The 17,271-nt window shown below is 64.5% G+C and carries 18 protein-coding genes; 7 read left to right on the top strand and 11 right to left on the bottom strand.

Annotation, left to right across the window (positions count from 1 at the left end; translation table 11 throughout):
• Window positions 1-13 precede the first annotated feature (13 nt).
• Window positions 14-796, top strand: coding sequence for a peptidylprolyl isomerase (locus QUG01_RS15860; protein WP_500830936.1), 783 nt, complete (start codon window positions 14-16; stop codon window positions 794-796).
• A 192-nt stretch (window positions 797-988) separates the two neighbouring features.
• Window positions 989-1,714 (top strand): peptidylprolyl isomerase, encoded by a 726-nt coding sequence (locus QUG01_RS15855; protein ID WP_043622683.1) that lies wholly within the window; start codon window positions 989-991, stop codon window positions 1,712-1,714.
• Window positions 1,715-1,731: 17 nt separating this feature from the next.
• On the opposite strand, the gene QUG01_RS15850 is transcribed toward QUG01_RS15855, so the two are convergent.
• The 3 genes from QUG01_RS15850 to QUG01_RS15840 all read right to left on the bottom strand — a co-directional run bounded on the left by QUG01_RS15850 (window position 1,732) and on the right by QUG01_RS15840 (window position 4,768).
• Window positions 1,732-3,051: a chitinase gene (locus QUG01_RS15850; protein ID WP_500830935.1), complete on the bottom strand. Its 1,320-nt coding sequence runs from the start codon at window positions 3,049-3,051 to the stop codon at window positions 1,732-1,734.
• A gap of 167 nt (window positions 3,052-3,218) precedes the next feature.
• On the bottom strand, window positions 3,219-3,902 hold the full coding sequence (locus QUG01_RS15845) for a DsbA family protein (protein WP_500830934.1): 684 nt from the start codon (window positions 3,900-3,902) through the stop codon (window positions 3,219-3,221).
• Window positions 3,903-3,907: 5 nt separating this feature from the next.
• Window positions 3,908-4,768 carry an MBL fold metallo-hydrolase gene (locus QUG01_RS15840; RefSeq protein ID WP_500830933.1) on the bottom strand — a complete coding sequence of 287 codons (861 nt, stop codon included), beginning with the start codon at window positions 4,766-4,768 and terminating at the stop codon, window positions 3,908-3,910.
• A 143-nt stretch (window positions 4,769-4,911) separates the two neighbouring features.
• On the opposite strand from QUG01_RS15840, the gene QUG01_RS15835 reads away from it, so the two are divergent.
• The 5 genes from QUG01_RS15835 to QUG01_RS15815 all read left to right on the top strand — a co-directional run bounded on the left by QUG01_RS15835 (window position 4,912) and on the right by QUG01_RS15815 (window position 10,165).
• A complete protein-coding gene (locus tag QUG01_RS15835) occupies window positions 4,912-5,823 on the top strand; it encodes a LysR family transcriptional regulator (RefSeq protein ID WP_500830932.1) in 912 nt (303 codons plus the stop codon).
• Between the two features lie 165 nt (window positions 5,824-5,988).
• On the top strand, window positions 5,989-6,768 hold the full coding sequence (locus QUG01_RS15830; protein WP_500830931.1) for a class II glutamine amidotransferase: 780 nt from the start codon (window positions 5,989-5,991) through the stop codon (window positions 6,766-6,768).
• A 57-nt stretch (window positions 6,769-6,825) separates the two neighbouring features.
• Window positions 6,826-8,631 (top strand): putative nucleotidyltransferase substrate binding domain-containing protein, encoded by a 1,806-nt coding sequence (locus QUG01_RS15825; RefSeq protein WP_500830930.1) that lies wholly within the window; start codon window positions 6,826-6,828, stop codon window positions 8,629-8,631.
• A complete protein-coding gene (locus QUG01_RS15820; RefSeq protein ID WP_500830929.1) occupies window positions 8,631-9,239 on the top strand; it encodes a 3'-5' exonuclease in 609 nt (202 codons plus the stop codon). Before QUG01_RS15825 ends, QUG01_RS15820 begins: the two co-directional genes overlap by 1 nt.
• A gap of 254 nt (window positions 9,240-9,493) precedes the next feature.
• Entirely contained in the window at window positions 9,494-10,165 is a 672-nt protein-coding gene (locus tag QUG01_RS15815; RefSeq protein ID WP_500830928.1) for a hypothetical protein, read from the top strand.
• Window positions 10,166-10,517: 352 nt separating this feature from the next.
• Here the strand turns inward: QUG01_RS15815 and QUG01_RS15810 are convergent, their stop codons facing one another.
• The 8 genes from QUG01_RS15810 to hpnC all read right to left on the bottom strand — a co-directional run bounded on the left by QUG01_RS15810 (window position 10,518) and on the right by hpnC (window position 17,026).
• Window positions 10,518-10,715 (bottom strand): zf-HC2 domain-containing protein, encoded by a 198-nt coding sequence (locus QUG01_RS15810; RefSeq protein WP_500830927.1) that lies wholly within the window; start codon window positions 10,713-10,715, stop codon window positions 10,518-10,520.
• A complete protein-coding gene (locus QUG01_RS15805) occupies window positions 10,712-11,272 on the bottom strand; it encodes a sigma-70 family RNA polymerase sigma factor (protein WP_261173643.1) in 561 nt (186 codons plus the stop codon). The genes QUG01_RS15810 and QUG01_RS15805 overlap by 4 nt, the downstream gene beginning before the upstream one ends.
• Before the next feature lie 2 nt (window positions 11,273-11,274).
• Window positions 11,275-12,636: a DNA repair protein RadA gene (gene radA / locus QUG01_RS15800; RefSeq protein WP_500830926.1), complete on the bottom strand. Its 1,362-nt coding sequence runs from the start codon at window positions 12,634-12,636 to the stop codon at window positions 11,275-11,277.
• A gap of 72 nt (window positions 12,637-12,708) precedes the next feature.
• A complete protein-coding gene (locus QUG01_RS15795) occupies window positions 12,709-13,197 on the bottom strand; it encodes a hypothetical protein (RefSeq protein WP_500830925.1) in 489 nt (162 codons plus the stop codon).
• An 80-nt stretch (window positions 13,198-13,277) separates the two neighbouring features.
• The gene (locus QUG01_RS15790) at window positions 13,278-14,039 is read right to left on the bottom strand and encodes an SDR family oxidoreductase (protein ID WP_500830924.1); all 762 of its coding nucleotides are present in this window, start codon (window positions 14,037-14,039) and stop codon (window positions 13,278-13,280) included.
• Window positions 14,036-15,307: a hydroxysqualene dehydroxylase HpnE gene (gene hpnE, locus QUG01_RS15785; protein ID WP_500830923.1), complete on the bottom strand. Its 1,272-nt coding sequence runs from the start codon at window positions 15,305-15,307 to the stop codon at window positions 14,036-14,038. Before hpnE ends, QUG01_RS15790 begins: the two co-directional genes overlap by 4 nt.
• The gene (gene hpnD, locus QUG01_RS15780; RefSeq protein ID WP_500830922.1) at window positions 15,304-16,149 is read right to left on the bottom strand and encodes a presqualene diphosphate synthase HpnD; all 846 of its coding nucleotides are present in this window, start codon (window positions 16,147-16,149) and stop codon (window positions 15,304-15,306) included. The genes hpnE and hpnD overlap by 4 nt, the downstream gene beginning before the upstream one ends.
• Window positions 16,150-16,213: 64 nt before the next feature.
• Window positions 16,214-17,026 (bottom strand): squalene synthase HpnC, encoded by an 813-nt coding sequence (hpnC, locus tag QUG01_RS15775; protein WP_500830921.1) that lies wholly within the window; start codon window positions 17,024-17,026, stop codon window positions 16,214-16,216.
• Between the last annotated feature and the right edge of the window lie 245 nt (window positions 17,027-17,271).

Here is a 17,271-nt window from a genome sequence, read left to right as displayed (position 1 = left end):
GGAATCAAACAGAATGCGTAAAATCCTGCTGCATACCGCCCTCGTCGCCGCTTTCGCCGGCAGCGCCATCGCCGTCGCCGGCCCGACCGTCAATGGCCAGCAGATCTCCGACGTCCGCATCGACGCCGTGGCCAAGATGATGGAAACCCAAGGCCAGAATGTCACTCCGCAAGCTCGCGATCAGATCAAAGACCAGTTGATCACCGCCGAAGTGCTGCGCCAGGAAGCCGTGAAAAAGGGCCTGGACAAGTCAGCGGAATTCAATGCCGAGCTGGCCAATATGCAGGCGATGGCGCTGGCCAACCGTCTGATCAAAGACTTTGAGAAGGCCAACCCGGTCAGCGACGCCGACCTGAAGGCCGAATACGACAAGCTGGTGGCTTCGGTTCCGGAAACCAAGCAGTACCACGCGCGCCACATCCTGGTGAAGACCGAAGCCGAAGCCAAGGCGGTGATCGACGCGCTGAAGAAGGGCAAGTCCTTCGACAAGCTGGCCAAGGAAAAATCCATGGACCCGGGCAGCAAGGCCAATGGCGGCGATCTGGGCTGGCAGGAAGCCGGCACCTTCGTCGCGCCGTTCTCCGAAGCGATGAGCAAGCTGGCCAAGGGCGAAGTGACCGCCTCTCCGGTGAAAACCGAGTACGGCTGGCACGTGATCAAGCTGGACGACATGCGCACCCAGCGCAACGTGCCGTCGCTGGATGACATCCGTCCGCAGCTGACCCAGCGCGTGATGGGCGCCCGCATCGAGAAATACGTTGCCGATCTGAAGGCCAAGGCCCAGGTTCAGCAATAATCCGCGCCATGCTTCAACAACGGGGACGGCTTGCCGTCCCCGTTTCGTTTGCGCGGACTTGACAGCCCGCGCCGTCCCGCTTACCTTGCCGGCACATCGTCGCGCAGGCCCGCCCTGCCCTTGTCACCGGCTGCCGCAGGCAGCCTCATCCGGAAATGCCGCCTCGATGGCTGCTCCGCACAGGAAATTCTCATGACCATTACCGTCAACGGCGTTGAAATCAGCGAAGAGATGATCGCGTCCCAACTGGACCACTATGCCGACACGCCCAGCCCGCGCGACACCGCGATCCAGCAATTGATCCTGCACGCCCTGCTGGTGCAGCAGGCCAAGAGCGAAGGCCTGGACGTCTCCGACGAGCAGCAAGCCATCCAGTCGCTGCTGGACAGCAAGCTGCAAGTGCCGGCCATCGACGAAGCCAGCTGCCGCGAATTCTACGAACAGTACCCGGAACGCTTCAGCGCCGGCGACAGCGCCGTGGCCAACCACATTCTGCTGCCCAAGGGCGAAGGCCTGGAAGCCGGCCTGATCAAGGCCAAGGCTGAAGGCATTCTGGCCGAAGTCCAGGCCAATCCGTCGCGCTTCGCCGCGCTGGCGCAAGAGCACTCCACCTGCCCGTCCGGCAAGCAGGGCGGCAGCCTGGGCCAGTTCGGCCGCGGCCAGATGGTGCCGGAATTCGAACAAGCGGTGTTCAGCACCGCCGCCGGCGAAATCACCCCCAATCTGGTAGAAACACAGTTCGGCTACCACATCATCCAGGTGGAGCAACGCGTGGAAGGCGGCAAGATCGGCTTCGACGAGATCAAGGAACGCCTGCAGCATTACCTGACCGACCTGGCGGTCAATCAGGCCATGCATGAATACCTGAACGGCCTGGTATCGGCCGCTCAGATCAGCGGCTACCAGATGAACGCCTAAGCGGCCATCCTGCCAGCTTATCGGGCCGCCGGTTTCTTGCCGGCGGCCTTTTTCATGGTCGCCGCCGCCGGCAGCTGACGCAGGCTGGCCGCCACCGGCTTGGAGAAGCTGTAGCCGTCGTGCCGGTCCCAGTTGATGGACCACGTCATCACGCCGCGGAAGGTGGGATAGGCTTGCGCCGGCAACACCGCGCCGCAGCCTTGCAAGGCGGTCAGGCAGCTCAGCGCCTTGGCCACGGTGTCCGTTGTGACAAAGCCGGAATTGGCCGAACTGCGGCCGGACGGCACGCCAAAGGCCACCTGATCCGGCCGCAAACCCTTGAAGCTGCCGGACGCGCCGTTGGCGATGGGGAAGCCCTCGATCAGCATCTTGCTGCCGCCCACCAGCATATCCACCGAACCCTCGGCCAGCGCGCCGTTGGAATACGGCGTGTATAAGCCGCCGTTGTTGTAATACTGGACATGAATCACCGACAGGTCGTCGCGCAAGCCATCGATGATGGGCAGATAGGCGCCCCAGTTGCCGCCATAGGCGACGAAGCCGCCCTGCACATAAGGGTGTTCCGGCGCCATGGACAGGTAGAAGCTCGGCCCCACCTTGGCCTTGAGCTGCTTCACCGCGCTGACCAGATTGCTGGCCACCGGCGCGCCCACCACGATGCCGCTGCCGCTCTCCAGATCCAGGTCTATGCCGTCGAAACCGTATTGAGTGAGGATGCCGTACAGGCTGTTGACGAAGTTCTGCACCTGGGCGGCGTTGTTCAGCGTCACCGAGCCATTCTGCCCGCCCAGCGACAGCACCACCTTCTTGCCCTTGGCCTGCAAGGCCTTGATGTCCTGAATGAACTGGGACTGGCTGCCCGCGCCCGGGTCCAGCGTGAAGCTGACATTGCCGTTGCCGGCATCGTCGGCGAAGGCCACTACCACTACGTCCCAATCCGAGCTGACTTGGGATAGCGGGAAGGCCGGGCCGCTGGGATTGGCGAAATCATGCCAGTAGCCCACCAAAGCATGCTTGGCGAAAGGCGCGGTGTTGCCCGGCGGCGGACTAGGCGGTGTGGGAGGATTCGGCGGCGTCGGCGGGGCGGGGTCGCCGCCGGAACAGCTGCCGCCCGCGGCCCACAACGTGGGCGAGGCCGCCGGATTCCAATTGGCGCCGACATAGGCCGTATGCGCCACCAACGCCGTGTAATTGGCATTGCCATAGCTGACGACATCGCCCACCTTGTAAGTCGCGCCCTCTGCCCAGGCGGTACACGCCGCCAAGGCGCTCTGTCCCCAGGCCAGCAGCAGCGCGAGCGCGGCCGCGCGCAGAGGCATGCCGAATTGTTTGTGCATCTCCATGCTCCTCGTCTTGACTGAACCAATTGGTATTTAATTGGTATTTCAGACTATGCCATGCCATCGAGAATGCAAGGTGAAAATCCATTTCGTATATTTATCAAAGCAAACAGACGCAAAAAAAACCGCGCCTTTTCGGGACGCGGTTTCGGCGGCGCCGCATTTTATCGACAACTGTCCGGCTTGCAGAATAGCGCGTCGTCGCCCGTCTCCGCCGGCTTGGGCAGGCGCTTGGCCAGCTCGGCGGCCAGTTGCTGGGGCTTGCCGAACCAGCTGGACAGCTCCAGCCGCTCCCGTTGGCCATCCTGCTCCAGCACCACGGACGGGAAACCATGCAACCCCCATTGGGCCATCAGGCGGCGGCTCTCAGCGATATGCCGCTCCGCCTCGATCCGCGCCGCGCGCCAGGCCTGGGCGAAAGCCGCCGCGTCGGCCCCCTGCTCCGCCGCCAGCGCCGCCAGCACCTCGAACTCGGCGATGCGGCGCCCCTCCAGATAATGCGCGCTCTGGATGCGGGCCAGCATGGCCAACGGCTCCAAACCCAGCTTGTCGGCCGCCAGGATGGCGGCGATCGGTGGGTCCGACGCCAAAGGCGCGCCGATATCGCGCAGCAGGCCTTCGAAATAAGCCTCGCCGAAAGGCTGGCCGCTCATCTGGGCGATGCGCGCATCGTGCGGCATCACGTAGCCGCGCCACTCCGGCGTGATGGTCCTGCCTTCGGCCTCGTCCAGCATGCCGCCGGCGTGCATGATCAATTCCAATCCCGGCACAGCGGCCGCCGCCTTCAGCAAGGGAGAGGCGCCGTAGCACCAGCCGCACAGCGGATCGTAAAAATAATGCAGTTTCATCCGGCTTACCACTTCATTTCGCCCTTGCGCACCTTGGCGCCCAGCTCCAGCGTCGACACTTCGGCGGCTTGCGGATAAGCCTGCTTCATCGCCTCGATCAGCTCGCCGCTGTTGGCGGTGACGGCGTTCTTGGCCTCAAAAGTTTTCAGGTAATCGCGGGTGTAGCGGATGGCGGACACGTCCATCTTGTCGCCAGCGATCATATGGCCCGGCACCACCGTTTCCGGCTTCAGCGCTTCCATGTCGTCCAGCTGCTTGTACCAACCCTTGCGCTCGGCGTCGGTCTGAGTATCGGCCGTCCAGACGTGCATGCCGGAATAGACGCCGACATTGCCGACGATGGCGCGGATGGACGGAATCCACACATAGCCGCGATGCGCCATCACGCCCTGGGTGTCGCGCAACTCCAGCGCCTTGCCTTCCAGCATGATCTTGTTAGCCTTGATCTCGGTCGGCAGCAACGGATTGGCCTGCGGCGCGTTGGCGCCCATCTTCGGGCCCCAGAACGCCACCTTGCCCTTCACATTGCCCTTGATGTGGGCCAGCACTTCCGGCGCGGCCACCAGTTCGGCCTTGGGGAAGATCTGCTTCAGCACCGAGGCGCCGAAGTAGTAGTCCGGATCGGCCTGGCTGACGTAGATGGTTTTCAGATTCTTGCCGCTGTCCAGCACCTTGGCGGCGATGCGGTAGGCGTCGGCGCGGGTGAAGCCGGTATCGATCAGCACGGCGTCCTTGTCGCCGGCCACCAGCACTGAGCTGACGTTGAAGCTGTTGCTGTCGGCGTGGTAGACCGACAGCTTGAGGTCGCCTGCATGGGCGAAACCGGCGGCGGCGAGAGCGGCGGCGATCAGGGTTTGACGGATCATGGTGGGACTCCTTCAGTCTTATGCCGGCGCCCGCCGGCGGGGTTGCACTGCGAATCAGTGAAGATGCGTACACTATAAGCTTAGTAATCGCACCAATAAATGGCTTAAAATGCACATTATTGTTTCAAAAAACGAGCATATAAATGGACAGGCTGACCGCGATGCAAGTGTTCGCCGAAGTCGCCCAGCTGGGCAGCTTCACCGCCGCCGGCGACAAGCTGGACATGTCCCGCCCCATGGTCACCCGCTATGTCGACGAGCTGGAACAGTGGCTGGGCGTGCGGCTGCTGCAGCGCTCCACTCGCAAAGTCACGTTGACCGACGCCGGCCTGGCCTGCCTGGCGCGCTGCCAGCAGATGCTGGAGCTGGCGGCCGAAGTGCGGGCCGACGCCAGCCAGCGCGACGGCCAGGTGCGCGGCTTGTTGCGGGTGGCGGCCAGCACCTCGTTTGGCCTGGCGGTGCTGGGCGGCTTGATGGCCGAATTCAGCGAGCGCCACCCGCAGCTGCGCATCGACCTGCAACTGGGCGACCGCGCCGTCAACCTGATTGAAGAAAGAATAGACCTGGCCATCCGCATCACCAATGAACCCGATCCGGGCCTGGTGGGACGGCGGCTATGCGACTGCCGCTCGCTGGCGGTGGCCTCGCCCGACTATCTGGCCCGCCACGGCGTGCCCGGACATCCGATGGATCTGGAAAACCACCGCTGCCTCAGTTACAGCAACTTCGGCCGCAGCGAATGGCGCTTCCGCCAGGGAGAAGAAGAACAGCGGGTCAGAGTCAGCGGCGCCATCAGCGCCAACGAGGCCAGCGCGCTGCTGTGCGCGGCGGCCGCGGGCGGCGGCATCGCCTTGCAACCCAGCTATCTGGCCGCGCCCTACGTTCGCCGCGGCGAACTGGTGGCGCTGCTGCCAGACTGGCAGCCGCAGCTGATGGGCATTCATGCGCTGTATCCGTCGCGCCGCCTGCTGCCGCTGGCGCTGCGCAGCCTGTTGGACTTTTTGGTGGAAAGATTGGGCGGCCCGCTGCCGCCGTGGGACCGCGCCGCCGCTTAAGAACCGCCGCCGTTTATATCTTATCAGCATGAAGAAGTGACTTTTCGAGCCAAATGGCTATTGGCAATTGCCGGTTGCCGCAAGATCGCCTAAGCTCAGCTACATCCGATATGCCGGCCGCCCGCCGGCAGTGACGCAAACCGTTAATGAAGTGGAATCAGATCGATGTGCCAGCTGCTGGGCATGAATTGCAATATCCCGACCGACATCCTGTTCTCGTTCGAGGGCTTCCATCGCCGCGGCGGCCTGACCGACCACCATGCCGATGGCTGGGGCATCGCCTTCTTCGAACAGAAGGGTTGCCGCGTTTTCCTGGATGACAAACCCTCGGTCGAATCGCCGGTGGCCGAACTGGTGCGCCGCTACCCGATCAAGTCCGAGAACGTCATCGCCCACATCCGCAAGGCCACCCAGGGCAAGGTCAACCTGGCCAACACCCACCCGTTCATGCGCGAGATGTGGGGCCAGTACTGGATCTTCGCCCACAATGGCAATCTGGAAAACTTCCAGCCGGAAACCGGCGAGTATTACCGCCCGGTGGGCACCACCGACTCCGAACGCGCCTTCTGCCACCTGATGGAGCGGCTGCGCGCCAAGTGGTCGCAACCGCCGGAGCTGGAAACGCTGTTCCAGGAAGTGGCCGCGCTGGCGGCGGAAATCGGCAGCAAAGGCGTGTTCAATTTCATGCTGAGCAATGGCGAGGTGTTGTTCGCCCATTGCTCCACCCATCTGCACTACATCATCCGCCGCGCGCCGTTCAATACCGCCCACCTGGTGGACAACGATGTCAGCGTCGACTTCGCCACCGTCACCACACCGCGCGACCAGGTGGCGATGATCGCCACTCAGCCGCTGACCGACAACGAGCACTGGACCGCGTTGTCGCCGGGCGAACTGATACTGTTCCGCGACGGCGCGCCGCTGCTGACGCACAAGACAGGCTGACATCCCGGCGGCGATTGGCGGTATGCTGAGGGCAAGCCTTCTACAACCGGATCCGCCATGAGCCGCTTCGACTTCAGCCAGCCGCCGTTCGACACGCTCGGTCCCGCCGAGCGCGACGCGCTGGAGGCCCGCGCCGACATCGTCTACTTTCCCGACGACGCGCTGGTCATCGCCCCCGGCCAGGCCATAGACGCGCTGTACATGGTGATCAAAGGCAAGGTGTGCGAGCTGGCCGGAGACGAAGTGGTTTCACGCTACCATCCGCGCGACAGCTTCGACACCCGCGCGCTGATCGCCGGCCAGACGCCGCACCGCTTCGTGGTGGAAGAAGAGGCCTTGCTGCTGGCGTTGCCGCGCGCCGCACTGCTGGCGCTGACCGAAAGCCATCCGCGCTTCGGCGCCTATTTCTACGCCAGCGTCTCGCAAAAGCTGGGCATGCTGGCGCAGCGCGCCGGCACCCGCGAGCTGCAAACGCTGCTGACCGCCACCGTGCGCGATGCCGGCTGCCGCCAGCCGGTATTTGTCGACGCCGCCGACAGCATCCGCGACGCGGCGGCGGCGATGAAGGCGCAGCGCAGCAAATCCGTGCTGGTGCGCGACGGCGAGCGGCTGGGCATCTTCACCACTACCGATTTCCGCGACGTGATCCTGGACGGCGTGGACAGCGCCGAACCGATAGGCCGCCATTGCGGCTACCAATTGCTGACCATAGACATCGACGATTTCCTGTTCAACGCCCTGCTGTTGATGACGCAGCGCAATCTGCGCCGGCTGGTGGTGACGGAGCACGGCCGGCCGGTCGGCATGCTGGCGCAAGTCGATGTGCTGTCTTACTTCTCCAACCACTCGCATTTGATCGCGCAACGGCTGGAGCGCGCCGGCAGCCTGGATGAGCTTGCCGACATCGCCAGCCAGATCGACCGGCTGATCGGCATCCTGTCCGGCCACGGCGTGCGGCCGCTGCAACTGGGTCGGCTGGTGCAGGCGCTGAACGCGCGGCTGTTCGCCCGCGCCTGGCGGATGATCGCGCCGGCCGAACTGGCGGACAACAGCTGCCTGATCGTGCTCGGCTCGGAGGGCCGCGGCGAGCAAATCCTCAAGACCGATCAGGACAACGCGCTGCTATTGCGCGACGGCGTTCCCCCTGAAAGCGCGGCGGAATATTGCGGCGCTTTCTCCGCCGTCCTCTCCCGCTTTGGCTATCCGCCCTGCCCAGGCGGCATCATGGTCAGCCATCCCGAATGGCGATTGACCCGCGCCGCCATGCGCGACCGCATACACGGCTGGCTGGCCCAGCCCAGCGGCGAGGGCATGATGCGGCTGGCCATCTTTTGCGACGCCGAAGCGGTATGCGGCGACGCCTCCTTGCTGGCCGACTGCCGCGACTACCTGCGCGAGCGCTTGCAGGACGACGCAGGCTTCTACGCCCGCTTCGCCCGCGCCATCGATCAGTTCGACACGCCGCTGGGGCCGTTCGCCCGGTTGCGCACCCGCGAGCGCGATGGCCGCGACACGCTGGATCTGAAAAAAGGCGGCATCTTCCCGCTGGTGCATGGCTTGCGCGCGCTGGCGCTGGAATACCGCATCGACGAAACCGGAAGCCACGCCCGCGCGCAGGCGCTCGCCGCCGCCGGGCGGCTGGAACCCTCGCTGGCCAATGACATCGTGGAGGCGCTGGGCGTGTTGTCGCAATTGCGGCTGGACCAAGGGCTGCGGCGCATCGAAGCAGGCCAGCCTGCAGACAATCTGATTGAGCCGGAACGGCTATCCTCGCTGGAAAGAGACCTGCTGAAAGAGGCGCTGGCCGTCGTCAAGCGCTTCAAGGCGCAACTGCGCCACCACTATCGCCTGGGCAGCCTGTGATGCTGCGCCAATGGCACCGCCGCTGGCAGCTGGCCCGGCTGCGTGATCCGGCCTGGCGCCATCTGTTCGACGAACACCCGGAAGAACTGGTCAGCCTGGATTGCGAAACCACCAGCCTAGACGTCAAGCAGGCCGAGCTGCTGTCGATAGGCGCCGTCAAGCTGCGCGGCAACCGCATCCTCAGCAGCGAATCGCTGTACCTGCTGGTCAAACCGCAAACCCTGCCGCAAGGCGACAATATCGCCATCCACGGCCTGCGCCGGCGCGATCTCAACGAAGGCATGGAAGCGGCGCAGGCCGTGCGGCAGCTGCTGGATTTCATCGGCGGCCGGCCATTGCTCGGCTACTACCTGGAATACGATGTGGCGGTGTTGAACAAATACGTGAAGCCGCTGCTCGGCATTGCCCTGCCGCAACGGCAGATCGAGGTTTCCGCCCGCTACTACGACTACAAGTTCAAGCAAAACCCCGGCGCCTATATCGACCTAAGGCTGGCCGAGCTGTACCGCGACCTCGCCATTCCCGCCCCGCCGCGGCACGACGCGCTGAACGACGCGCTGGGCGTGGCCATGCTGTACCAGGCGCTGCGCCAGCGCGGATTTGGCTAAATTCACTGCCCATCACATGACAAAATATTTGTAAACATTTGCCTCTGCCCTCAACCCATTCCTGGCACGCGCCTTGCTGACACCCATGACGGCAAGCCATTGTTCCGGCAAGAAAAATCGAAAAATAGACGCTTTGATGCCGGCATGGCGGCAAGCGACAGCGGCGAGGCGGCAAAAATTGCAGCCCCGCCGCCCAGGACAGCAGCTGATCCGTGAAGCGCTGCCCGGCATCCACGTTTTCAAGGAGAGGCAATATGTCTATCAGCGGCAGCAACACCAGCAACAACGCCGGCTCGTACTGGCAACAGCTGCAATCGCTGCATCAGCAGCGGCGCCAGGATTTCAACAGCCTGACGCAATCGGTTCAGCAAGGCGACATCGCCGGCGCGCAACAAGCGCTGGCGGCGCTGCAGCAACTGAACGGTTTCAACACCCCTGACAATGGCAACCAGGATTTCAGCGTGGCGCTGAACAATGCCATCAGCGCGGCATCCGCGGCATCCGCCACCGGCGCCGGCGCCACGGCAAGCGATCCGTTCGCCGCGCTGAACAACAGCCAGACCAGCGGCGCCGGCAATTCCGTCTCCTCCTTGCTGAATACTCTGGGCCAGGATCTGCAATCAGGCAACCTGAGCCAGGCGCAGCAGGCTTTCCAGCAACTGCAGCAAGGCCTGCAACAGGCCAACGGGGCGCAAGCCAGCGAAGGCGGCCATCGCCACCATCATCACCGCCATGACAGCGGCGGCGAGCAAAACAACGGCTTGGCCAATCTGTTGAACGGCGGCAATCAGCAGCAAAGCGCGGCGACAGGCAACAGCGCCGGCAGCAACGCCATCAACCAGCAAGCCCAGGCCGCGCTCAGCTTGTACCAGGCCAGCGCCAGCAACAATGACATTTCCAGCCTGCTGATGTCGCTATCGGTGTAAAGCTTCCCAGCCTCAAGACAAAGGCCTTCCATGCGGAAGGCCTTTTACGTTCTGCCGGGCATAGGCAGCACCTCAAGCGCGCTGCCCTTCCGTTCTGGCCCGGCTGGCGCAGCCATCAAACCAGGGCCGCAGGCTGGCATCGAACGCTGCCGCCAGCGTCTGCGCCTGCCGGTAAGCCAGCTCGCCCTCGTCGCGGCGTCCCAGGCCAAAGCATGCCCGGGCGCGTTCACCTCATCCGGACTGTCATCGTGGATTTGAATCAGCTGCTGCAGCGTGGAGGCGGCGGTCATGAAAAAGGCCTTTCTCAAAGAAAGGCCCAGTTTCCACAACAGCATCCAGCATGTCAAAGGCATCAGCCATTAGGCATGCTGTCTTCCCCATCGCCAGCCCGGCGCGCCGCCCGGCGCATCAGCTGCAACTGCTGCGAGAATTGGCGGCAATTGCCGCATAGCAGCAGATGCATCCTCAATTTCAGATGTTCGGCGGCGCCCAGGGGTCGATCCAGACTGGCCGAAATCAACCGGCTGGCTTCGCGGCAACTGAACTTCATCGCTCGTCCTCCCGGCTCCAGCGTATTGAAAAACATTCGCGCAGACTCATCCGCGCCCGATACAGCAGTACTGAACAGTTTGTCGCGCTGATGTCCAGATTGTTACAGATGTCGGCGATTTCCATTCCCATCACCTCGCGCATGACAAATACCATGGCAGTGCGGCGCGGCATCACTTGGGAACACTCTTCGAACACCTGCCAGAACTGGCGCGAGATCAGCTCGTTCTCCGGTCCGCTCCAGGCCTTGACCGGCTCGCGCCAGTGGCCGTCCCGCGCGAACAGGCCGTCGAAATCGCTGTCGTCCGCCTCGTCCTCCAGCGACTCGAACAGCTTCTCCTTGCCCTTGCGGCGCATCGCGTCTATCAATTTGAAGCGCAGAATGGAAGTCAGCCAGGTGCGCAGGGTGGACTTGCCGGAAAAGCTGGCCTGCGACTCCAGCGCGGCCAGCAGCGTTTCCTGCACCGCCTCTTCCGCCGCGTCGCGCTCGCGCAATTGCGCCAGCGCGTAACGCAACAAATACGGCCGCTCCCGCTCGATCAGCTGCGCGTCTATCATGCTCACTCCCTGCAGAATTCCACCGCCTGTTCCAGCCGGTCCACCGCCAGCACTTTCAGGCCTTCGATTTCTTGCCGCGGCTTGTTGGCGCTGGGCACAATGGCGCGGGTGAAGCCGAGCTTGGCGGCTTCTTTCAGCCTCTCCTGCCCGCGCGTCACCGGGCGCACCTCGCCGGCCAGGCCCACCTCGCCGAACACCACCAGCTTTTCCGGCAGCGCTTTGTTGCGCAAGGACGATACCATGGCCAGGATGATGGCCAGGTCGGCCGCCGGCTCGTTGATCTTGACGCCGCCCACCGCATTCAGGAACACGTCCTGGTCGAAGCAAGCCACGCCGCCGTGGCGGTGCAGCACCGCCAGCAGCATCGCCAGCCGGTTCTGCTCCAGGCCGACGGTGAGACGCTTGGGCTGGAAGCCATGGCAGTCGTCCACCAGCGCCTGGATCTCCACCAGCAAGGGCCGCGTGCCCTCCTGCGTCACCAGCACGCAGGAGCCGGCCACGTCGTCGCGGTAAGACGACAGGAAGATGGCGGACGGATTGGATACGCCCTTCAGGCCGCGGTCGGTCATCGCGAACACGCCCAGCTCGTTGACCGCGCCGAAGCGGTTCTTGATCGCCCGTATCATGCGGTAGCTGGAATGGGAGTCGCCCTCGAAATACAGCACGGTGTCGACCATGTGCTCCAGCACGCGCGGGCCGGCCAGCGAGCCTTCCTTGGTGACATGGCCCACCAGCAGCACCGTGATGCCGCTCTGCTTGGCCATGCGCGTCAGCTGCGCCGCGCACTCGCGCACCTGCGACACCGAACCCGGCGCCGACGTCACCTGCTCGGTGTACAGCGTCTGGATGGAATCGATCACCACCACGTCCGGCAGCTCGCGCTTCAGCGTGGCCAGGATGTTTTCGATGCAGATCTCGGCCAGCAGATTGACGCTGCTGGTATCCAGCGCCAGGCGCGAGGCGCGCAGCGCGATCTGCTGCGCCGATTCCTCGCCGGACACATACAGCACCTTGCGGTTGCGGCCGATCTGCGACAAGGCCTGCAGCAGCAGCGTGGATTTGCCGATGCCGGGGTCGCCGCCGATCAGCACCACCGCGCCGCGCACGATCCCGCCGCCCAGCACGCGGTCCAGCTCGTCGATGCCGGACGGATCGCGCGGGGTTTCCTCGGTCTGCACCTCGGACAGCTTCTGCACCTGAGTGACATTGGCTGCCCAGGACTGGAAGCGCGGGCCGGCGGCGGCAGGCGCGGCTACCGACTCCACCAGCGTGTTCCAGGCGTTGCAGTGCGGGCACTGGCCCTGCCATTTGGGCGCTTGTCCGCCGCACTCGGTGCAGCTGAATACGGTTTTGCTCTTGGCCATTAGGGACAATAAATGGGAATCAAAGGCGGAAGAATAACAGGAGCCGGCCAGCCATGCCGCAAAAGCGGACGATCAATTAGCCGGATGCTTGGCGTCGGACTTGTTGAGCTCGTTGATGATGTTGAGCAGGCGCTTCTGATCGGCCTCGCTCTTGCCGTTGGGCTGCTTGGGTTTGGCCGGCGCGTCGGGATGCTGCATCGCCGCCACCACAGCTGCGACCTGCGGATCATTCTTGGCGGCCTGGTCGGCCTCTTCGCTGGTTAAAGGATGCGGGCCGGCGTCGCTGGACTTGCCGGCTAGCGCGGCCGGCTTGTTGACGGCGGCGGCGGGGGCGCCCGCCATGGCGCCGCTGGCGGCGACCGGCTTCTCCGGCGGCGGCGCCATCGTCTCCAGCTTGTTCTTGGCCATGTATTCGTTCATCTCGCGCCAGCCGGAATAGATGGACGCCTTATCGGCCTCGGGGTTGCGGATATAGCATTCCTCGAGCGAGCGGCCGGTCTGGCGGCAGGCGGCGCCCACAGCCTTGTCAGAGTCCCGGGTCAGGCCGGTTACGCTGTTCACCCAATTGCATCCGCCAAGAGCCAATATGGTCGTCAGCAGCAGCAAAATTCTCATGCTTATCCCCCGTTTTCGCTAATGCCTCAGCCGCGCGGCTGACGCAGATCCAGTTCCAGCACTTCGCCGCTGCGGCCGCGGCTGTCTGCGCTCATCCAGTACAGCAGATGCGGCATCAGATCGTCCAGATCGCCGCGCTCGCGCTTGTCTTCGCCCGGATGCGTCCGGTTGCGCTGCGGCGAGTTGACAGGGCCCGGCAGCAGCAGATTGACCCGCAAATTGGGATGCATGTCCCATTCGCTGGCGGCCACCGTGGTCAGATAAACCTGGCCGGCGTTGGAAGCGCCGAAGCCGCCCCAATAAGCCGCGGGATGCAGCGCGTGATGCTCGCCGACGAACAGCACCGACGCATCCGGCGCATCCTTCAACAGCGGCAGGCAGGCGCGGGTCAGCGCGAAGCGGGCCACGGTATTGATGCGGTACTGGTTCATCCATTCTTCTATGGTCTGGTTGCTCAGCGGCGACAGCGCGTAAAAATGCGAGGCGCAGTGCAGAATCCCGTCCAGCCGGCCAAACTCTCGATGTATGGTCAGCGCCAGATTGTTGAATTCGTTCTCGCCGGCATTCAGCAGATCCAGCGGCACCGCGGCCGGCTCCGGCGCGCCGCTCGCCACCACTTCATCGTAGACTCTCTCCAGGCCCTTGACGCTGCGAGAAAGCAGCACCACCGTCGCGCCATGGCGGGCGAAGGCCAGCGCCGCCTCGCGGCCTATGCCTTGCGAGGCGCCGGTGACCAGGATGACGCGCCCGGCCAACGCGTCTGCAGCAAATTCCGTTTTCATTGTCATTGTTCTACCTGTAAATCCCGCTTCACGGCGGCGGCCGCGGCTACGCCGCTGCGCGCCGCGCCCTCCAGTGTCGCCGGGTAATCGGGATGCACCCAATCCCCGGCCAGATAAACTCCCGGCCACGCAGTGCGAGTATCCGGCCTGGACAGGCCGATCTCGCTGGCAAAGGTGGCGCGTTTTTCCACAATCACTTGGCTCTGGCAAGGTTCGCCCAGCCAGGGAGCCAAACGGCGCGCATCGGCCGCCACCGCCTGGACCAGTTCCCGCGCTGGCGGCAGTGCGTCGGGCGCGCTGATCACAGCGGCCAGCCAACCAGCCTCGCCGCACAGCGCCTCGCGATCGAACAGCCAGTCCGCCGTGCCGCCGCTGACGCCCATCATCGGCGCCGGCAAGCGCGGCGAGCGGTCGAAGCGCAAATAAACCGTGGCGATGGGGCAATAACGGTAGGCGGCTACCGATTCCCGCAGGGCCGGCTCGGCCAGCAAATCGTTGGCATGATACGGCGCCACGGCGACGATCACCGCATCATACCCGGTCCCGTCCACCTGCGGCCTGCCATCCTTGATTTCCACCGATGCCACGCGCTCGCCGGTCCGCAGCGCCGCGCCGCGCTCGCCCAGCCAGCGCCAGGCGGGATCGGGAAACAGCGCGGACAGATCAAGCGCCGGCAGCAAGAGATCGCTGGCCTCGCGCGCGGCGCCCAGGCTGTCGCGCAAGACGGCGGCCAACACCCGCATCGATGCCCGCCGCAGCGGCGTATTCAGCGCCGACGCCACCAAGGGCTGCCAGAAGTCGCGGCGCAAGGCCGCGCTTTGCCCCTGCTCCGCCAACCAGGCTTCCACGCTCAAATCGCGCTCTAACCGGTATCCCGAGCGCTGCAATCCATCCAGCGCGCGGGCCAGTTTCCACTTGTCCGTCCAGGACACGCCGCGCGCCAGCAGCAGCCCAGCCGCCACATGCAGCGGCGCCGGCAGGTGCGGGCAGCGCAGACGCAAGCCGCCATCGCGCAGCCACTGCATGGGCAGCCGCCGCAAAGCGCTTTCCGGCTTGACGCCTACAGTCCGCATCAGGCGCAAGCATTCTGCATAAGCGCCCAACAGAATGTGCTGACCATTGTCAAACCTGGCGCCATCTTTGCCGGCGCACCGCGCCCGCCCGCCTGGATCACGCCCGGCCTCGTACACGGTAAGGTCCGCCCAGCCGGTCAGTTCCACCGCCGCGGCGAGGCCGGCCCAGCCGGCGCCCACCACCGCCACTCTCGGTTTCACGGCTGGTAGCCGAAGGTCCAGGTTTTCCAGGCCAGCCACAGCTTGCGGCCGGTTCCCAGCGACAGGCGCTGGTTCAGCACTTTGGCAGGACCATCCTGCCGGATTTCCTCCAGCGTGGCGCGGTAGATCGCCGCCATCAGCAGGCCGGGCCGCTGCGACTTGCGGTCTTCCGCCGGCAGCAAATCCCAAGCCTTGCGGTATTGCTGCTGCGCCCGTTCGATCTGGAAGGCCATCAGCGCCTGGAACGCCTCGCTCTCCTCGTAATGCAGAATGTCCATCGCCGGGCAATTGAAACGCTGCAGCTCATCCATCGGCAGATAGATGCGGTCGCGCCGGGCGTCCTCGCCCACATCGCGGATGATGTTGGTCAGCTGGAAAGCCACGCCCAGTTCATGAGCGTACTCCAGCGTGCGTTCGTCGCGGTAGCCGAAGATGCGGGCGGCCAGCTGTCCCACCACGCCGGCCACGCGGTGGCAATACAGCAGCAGGTCCTGGTAGCGCTGATAGCGCACCATGTGCAGGTCCATCTCCATGCCGTCTATGATCTCTTCCAGCTGCGACTGCGGCAGCTGGAAGGCCTTCAAATGCGGCTGCAGCGCGCGCATCACCGGATGGTCCACCTGGCCCAGATACGCCCGGCCTACCTCGCCGCGCCACCAGGCCAGCTTGGCCTTGGCCACGTTCAGGTCCTGGCACTCGTCCACCGCGTCGTCCACCTCGCGGCAGAAGGCGTACAGCGCGGTGATGGCGCGCCGCCGCTCTTGCGGCAGAAAACGGAAGCTGTAATAGAAACTGGAGCCGCTGGACGCGGCCTTGTCCTCGCAATACTGATCCGGCGTCACGCGCCTCTCCCAAAACTGTCGCCGGACTTTGCCGGCGGGATTCCGTAGTGTGCGTCGCGCCGGCTCATTTGCCCCGGCACGCCCGCCATATCATGTATGCCCAATCGCGGCTGTTCAGCTTCGGCCGCCGGCGGAACACGTCGCCTTCGCTGGCATGCAGCTTGTGCAGGATGCGCTCGCCGCCCATCACGATCAGCCGCAACTCCAGCCCCAGCCTGCCGCGCAGCGTCCGCCCCAGCGGCGCGCCGGCCTGCAGCATCTTGCGCGCCCGCTCCACCTGGTAAAGCATCAGCGCGCGCCATTTGGCGTCGCAAAGGCCTTCCGCGATCTGCGCCTCCGTCACGCCAAAGCGCGCCAGATCCTCCTGCGGCAGATAGACCCGGTTCTTTTGCCAATCCACCGCCACATCCTGCCAAAAATTGATCAGCTGCAGCGCGGTGCAAATGCCGTCGGACTGCGCCAGGCTGCGCGGATCGGTTTCGCCGTGCAGCGCCAGCATCAATCGCCCCACCGGGTTGGCGGAACGGCGGCAATAGTCCACCAATTCGCCAAAGTTCTGGTAACGCGTCTTGCCCACATCCTGACGAAAAGCGGACAGCAGATCGCGGAACGGTTGCAGCGGCAAGGCATGCTCGGCGATGGCCACCGCCAGCGGTGCCATCAGCGCGATCCGCGGCGGCTCGCCGACGGCGATGCGGTCCAGATCTGCCTCCAGTCTGTCCAGTTCGGCCAGCCGCGTCGCCGCGTCGGCATCGCCTTCGTCCGCCACGTCGTCGGCATAGCGGGCGAAATGATAGATGGCGTGCACCGCCCGCCGCATCTTTCGCGGCAGCAGGATGGAACCCACCGGGAAATTCTCGTAATGGCCAACCGACATTGCCGCCTCTCAAACCGATTCCGGCTGCGGATTATAACCGAGCCTGCGTGACAACGTCCCGCGCGCTGACAATGCCATGCTCGATCCAGCCGAAACATGCCAAATCAGCTTGCGCTAGGGGCTGTTGACGTTTGCTGCGAGGATCGCGTTTGAGCTTCGCCAAACCCGCAGGGCCGGGTGCCTTTCGCGCCGACTCTTCGTTGTTTCGCGCTGGCAGAGAATGACTATGCGGCGCGCGAAACGCC

The sequence above is a fragment of the Chromobacterium sp. CCUG 76385 genome, assembly GCF_059916625.1.
This window is presented reverse-complemented; position numbering and strand designations above follow the sequence as displayed.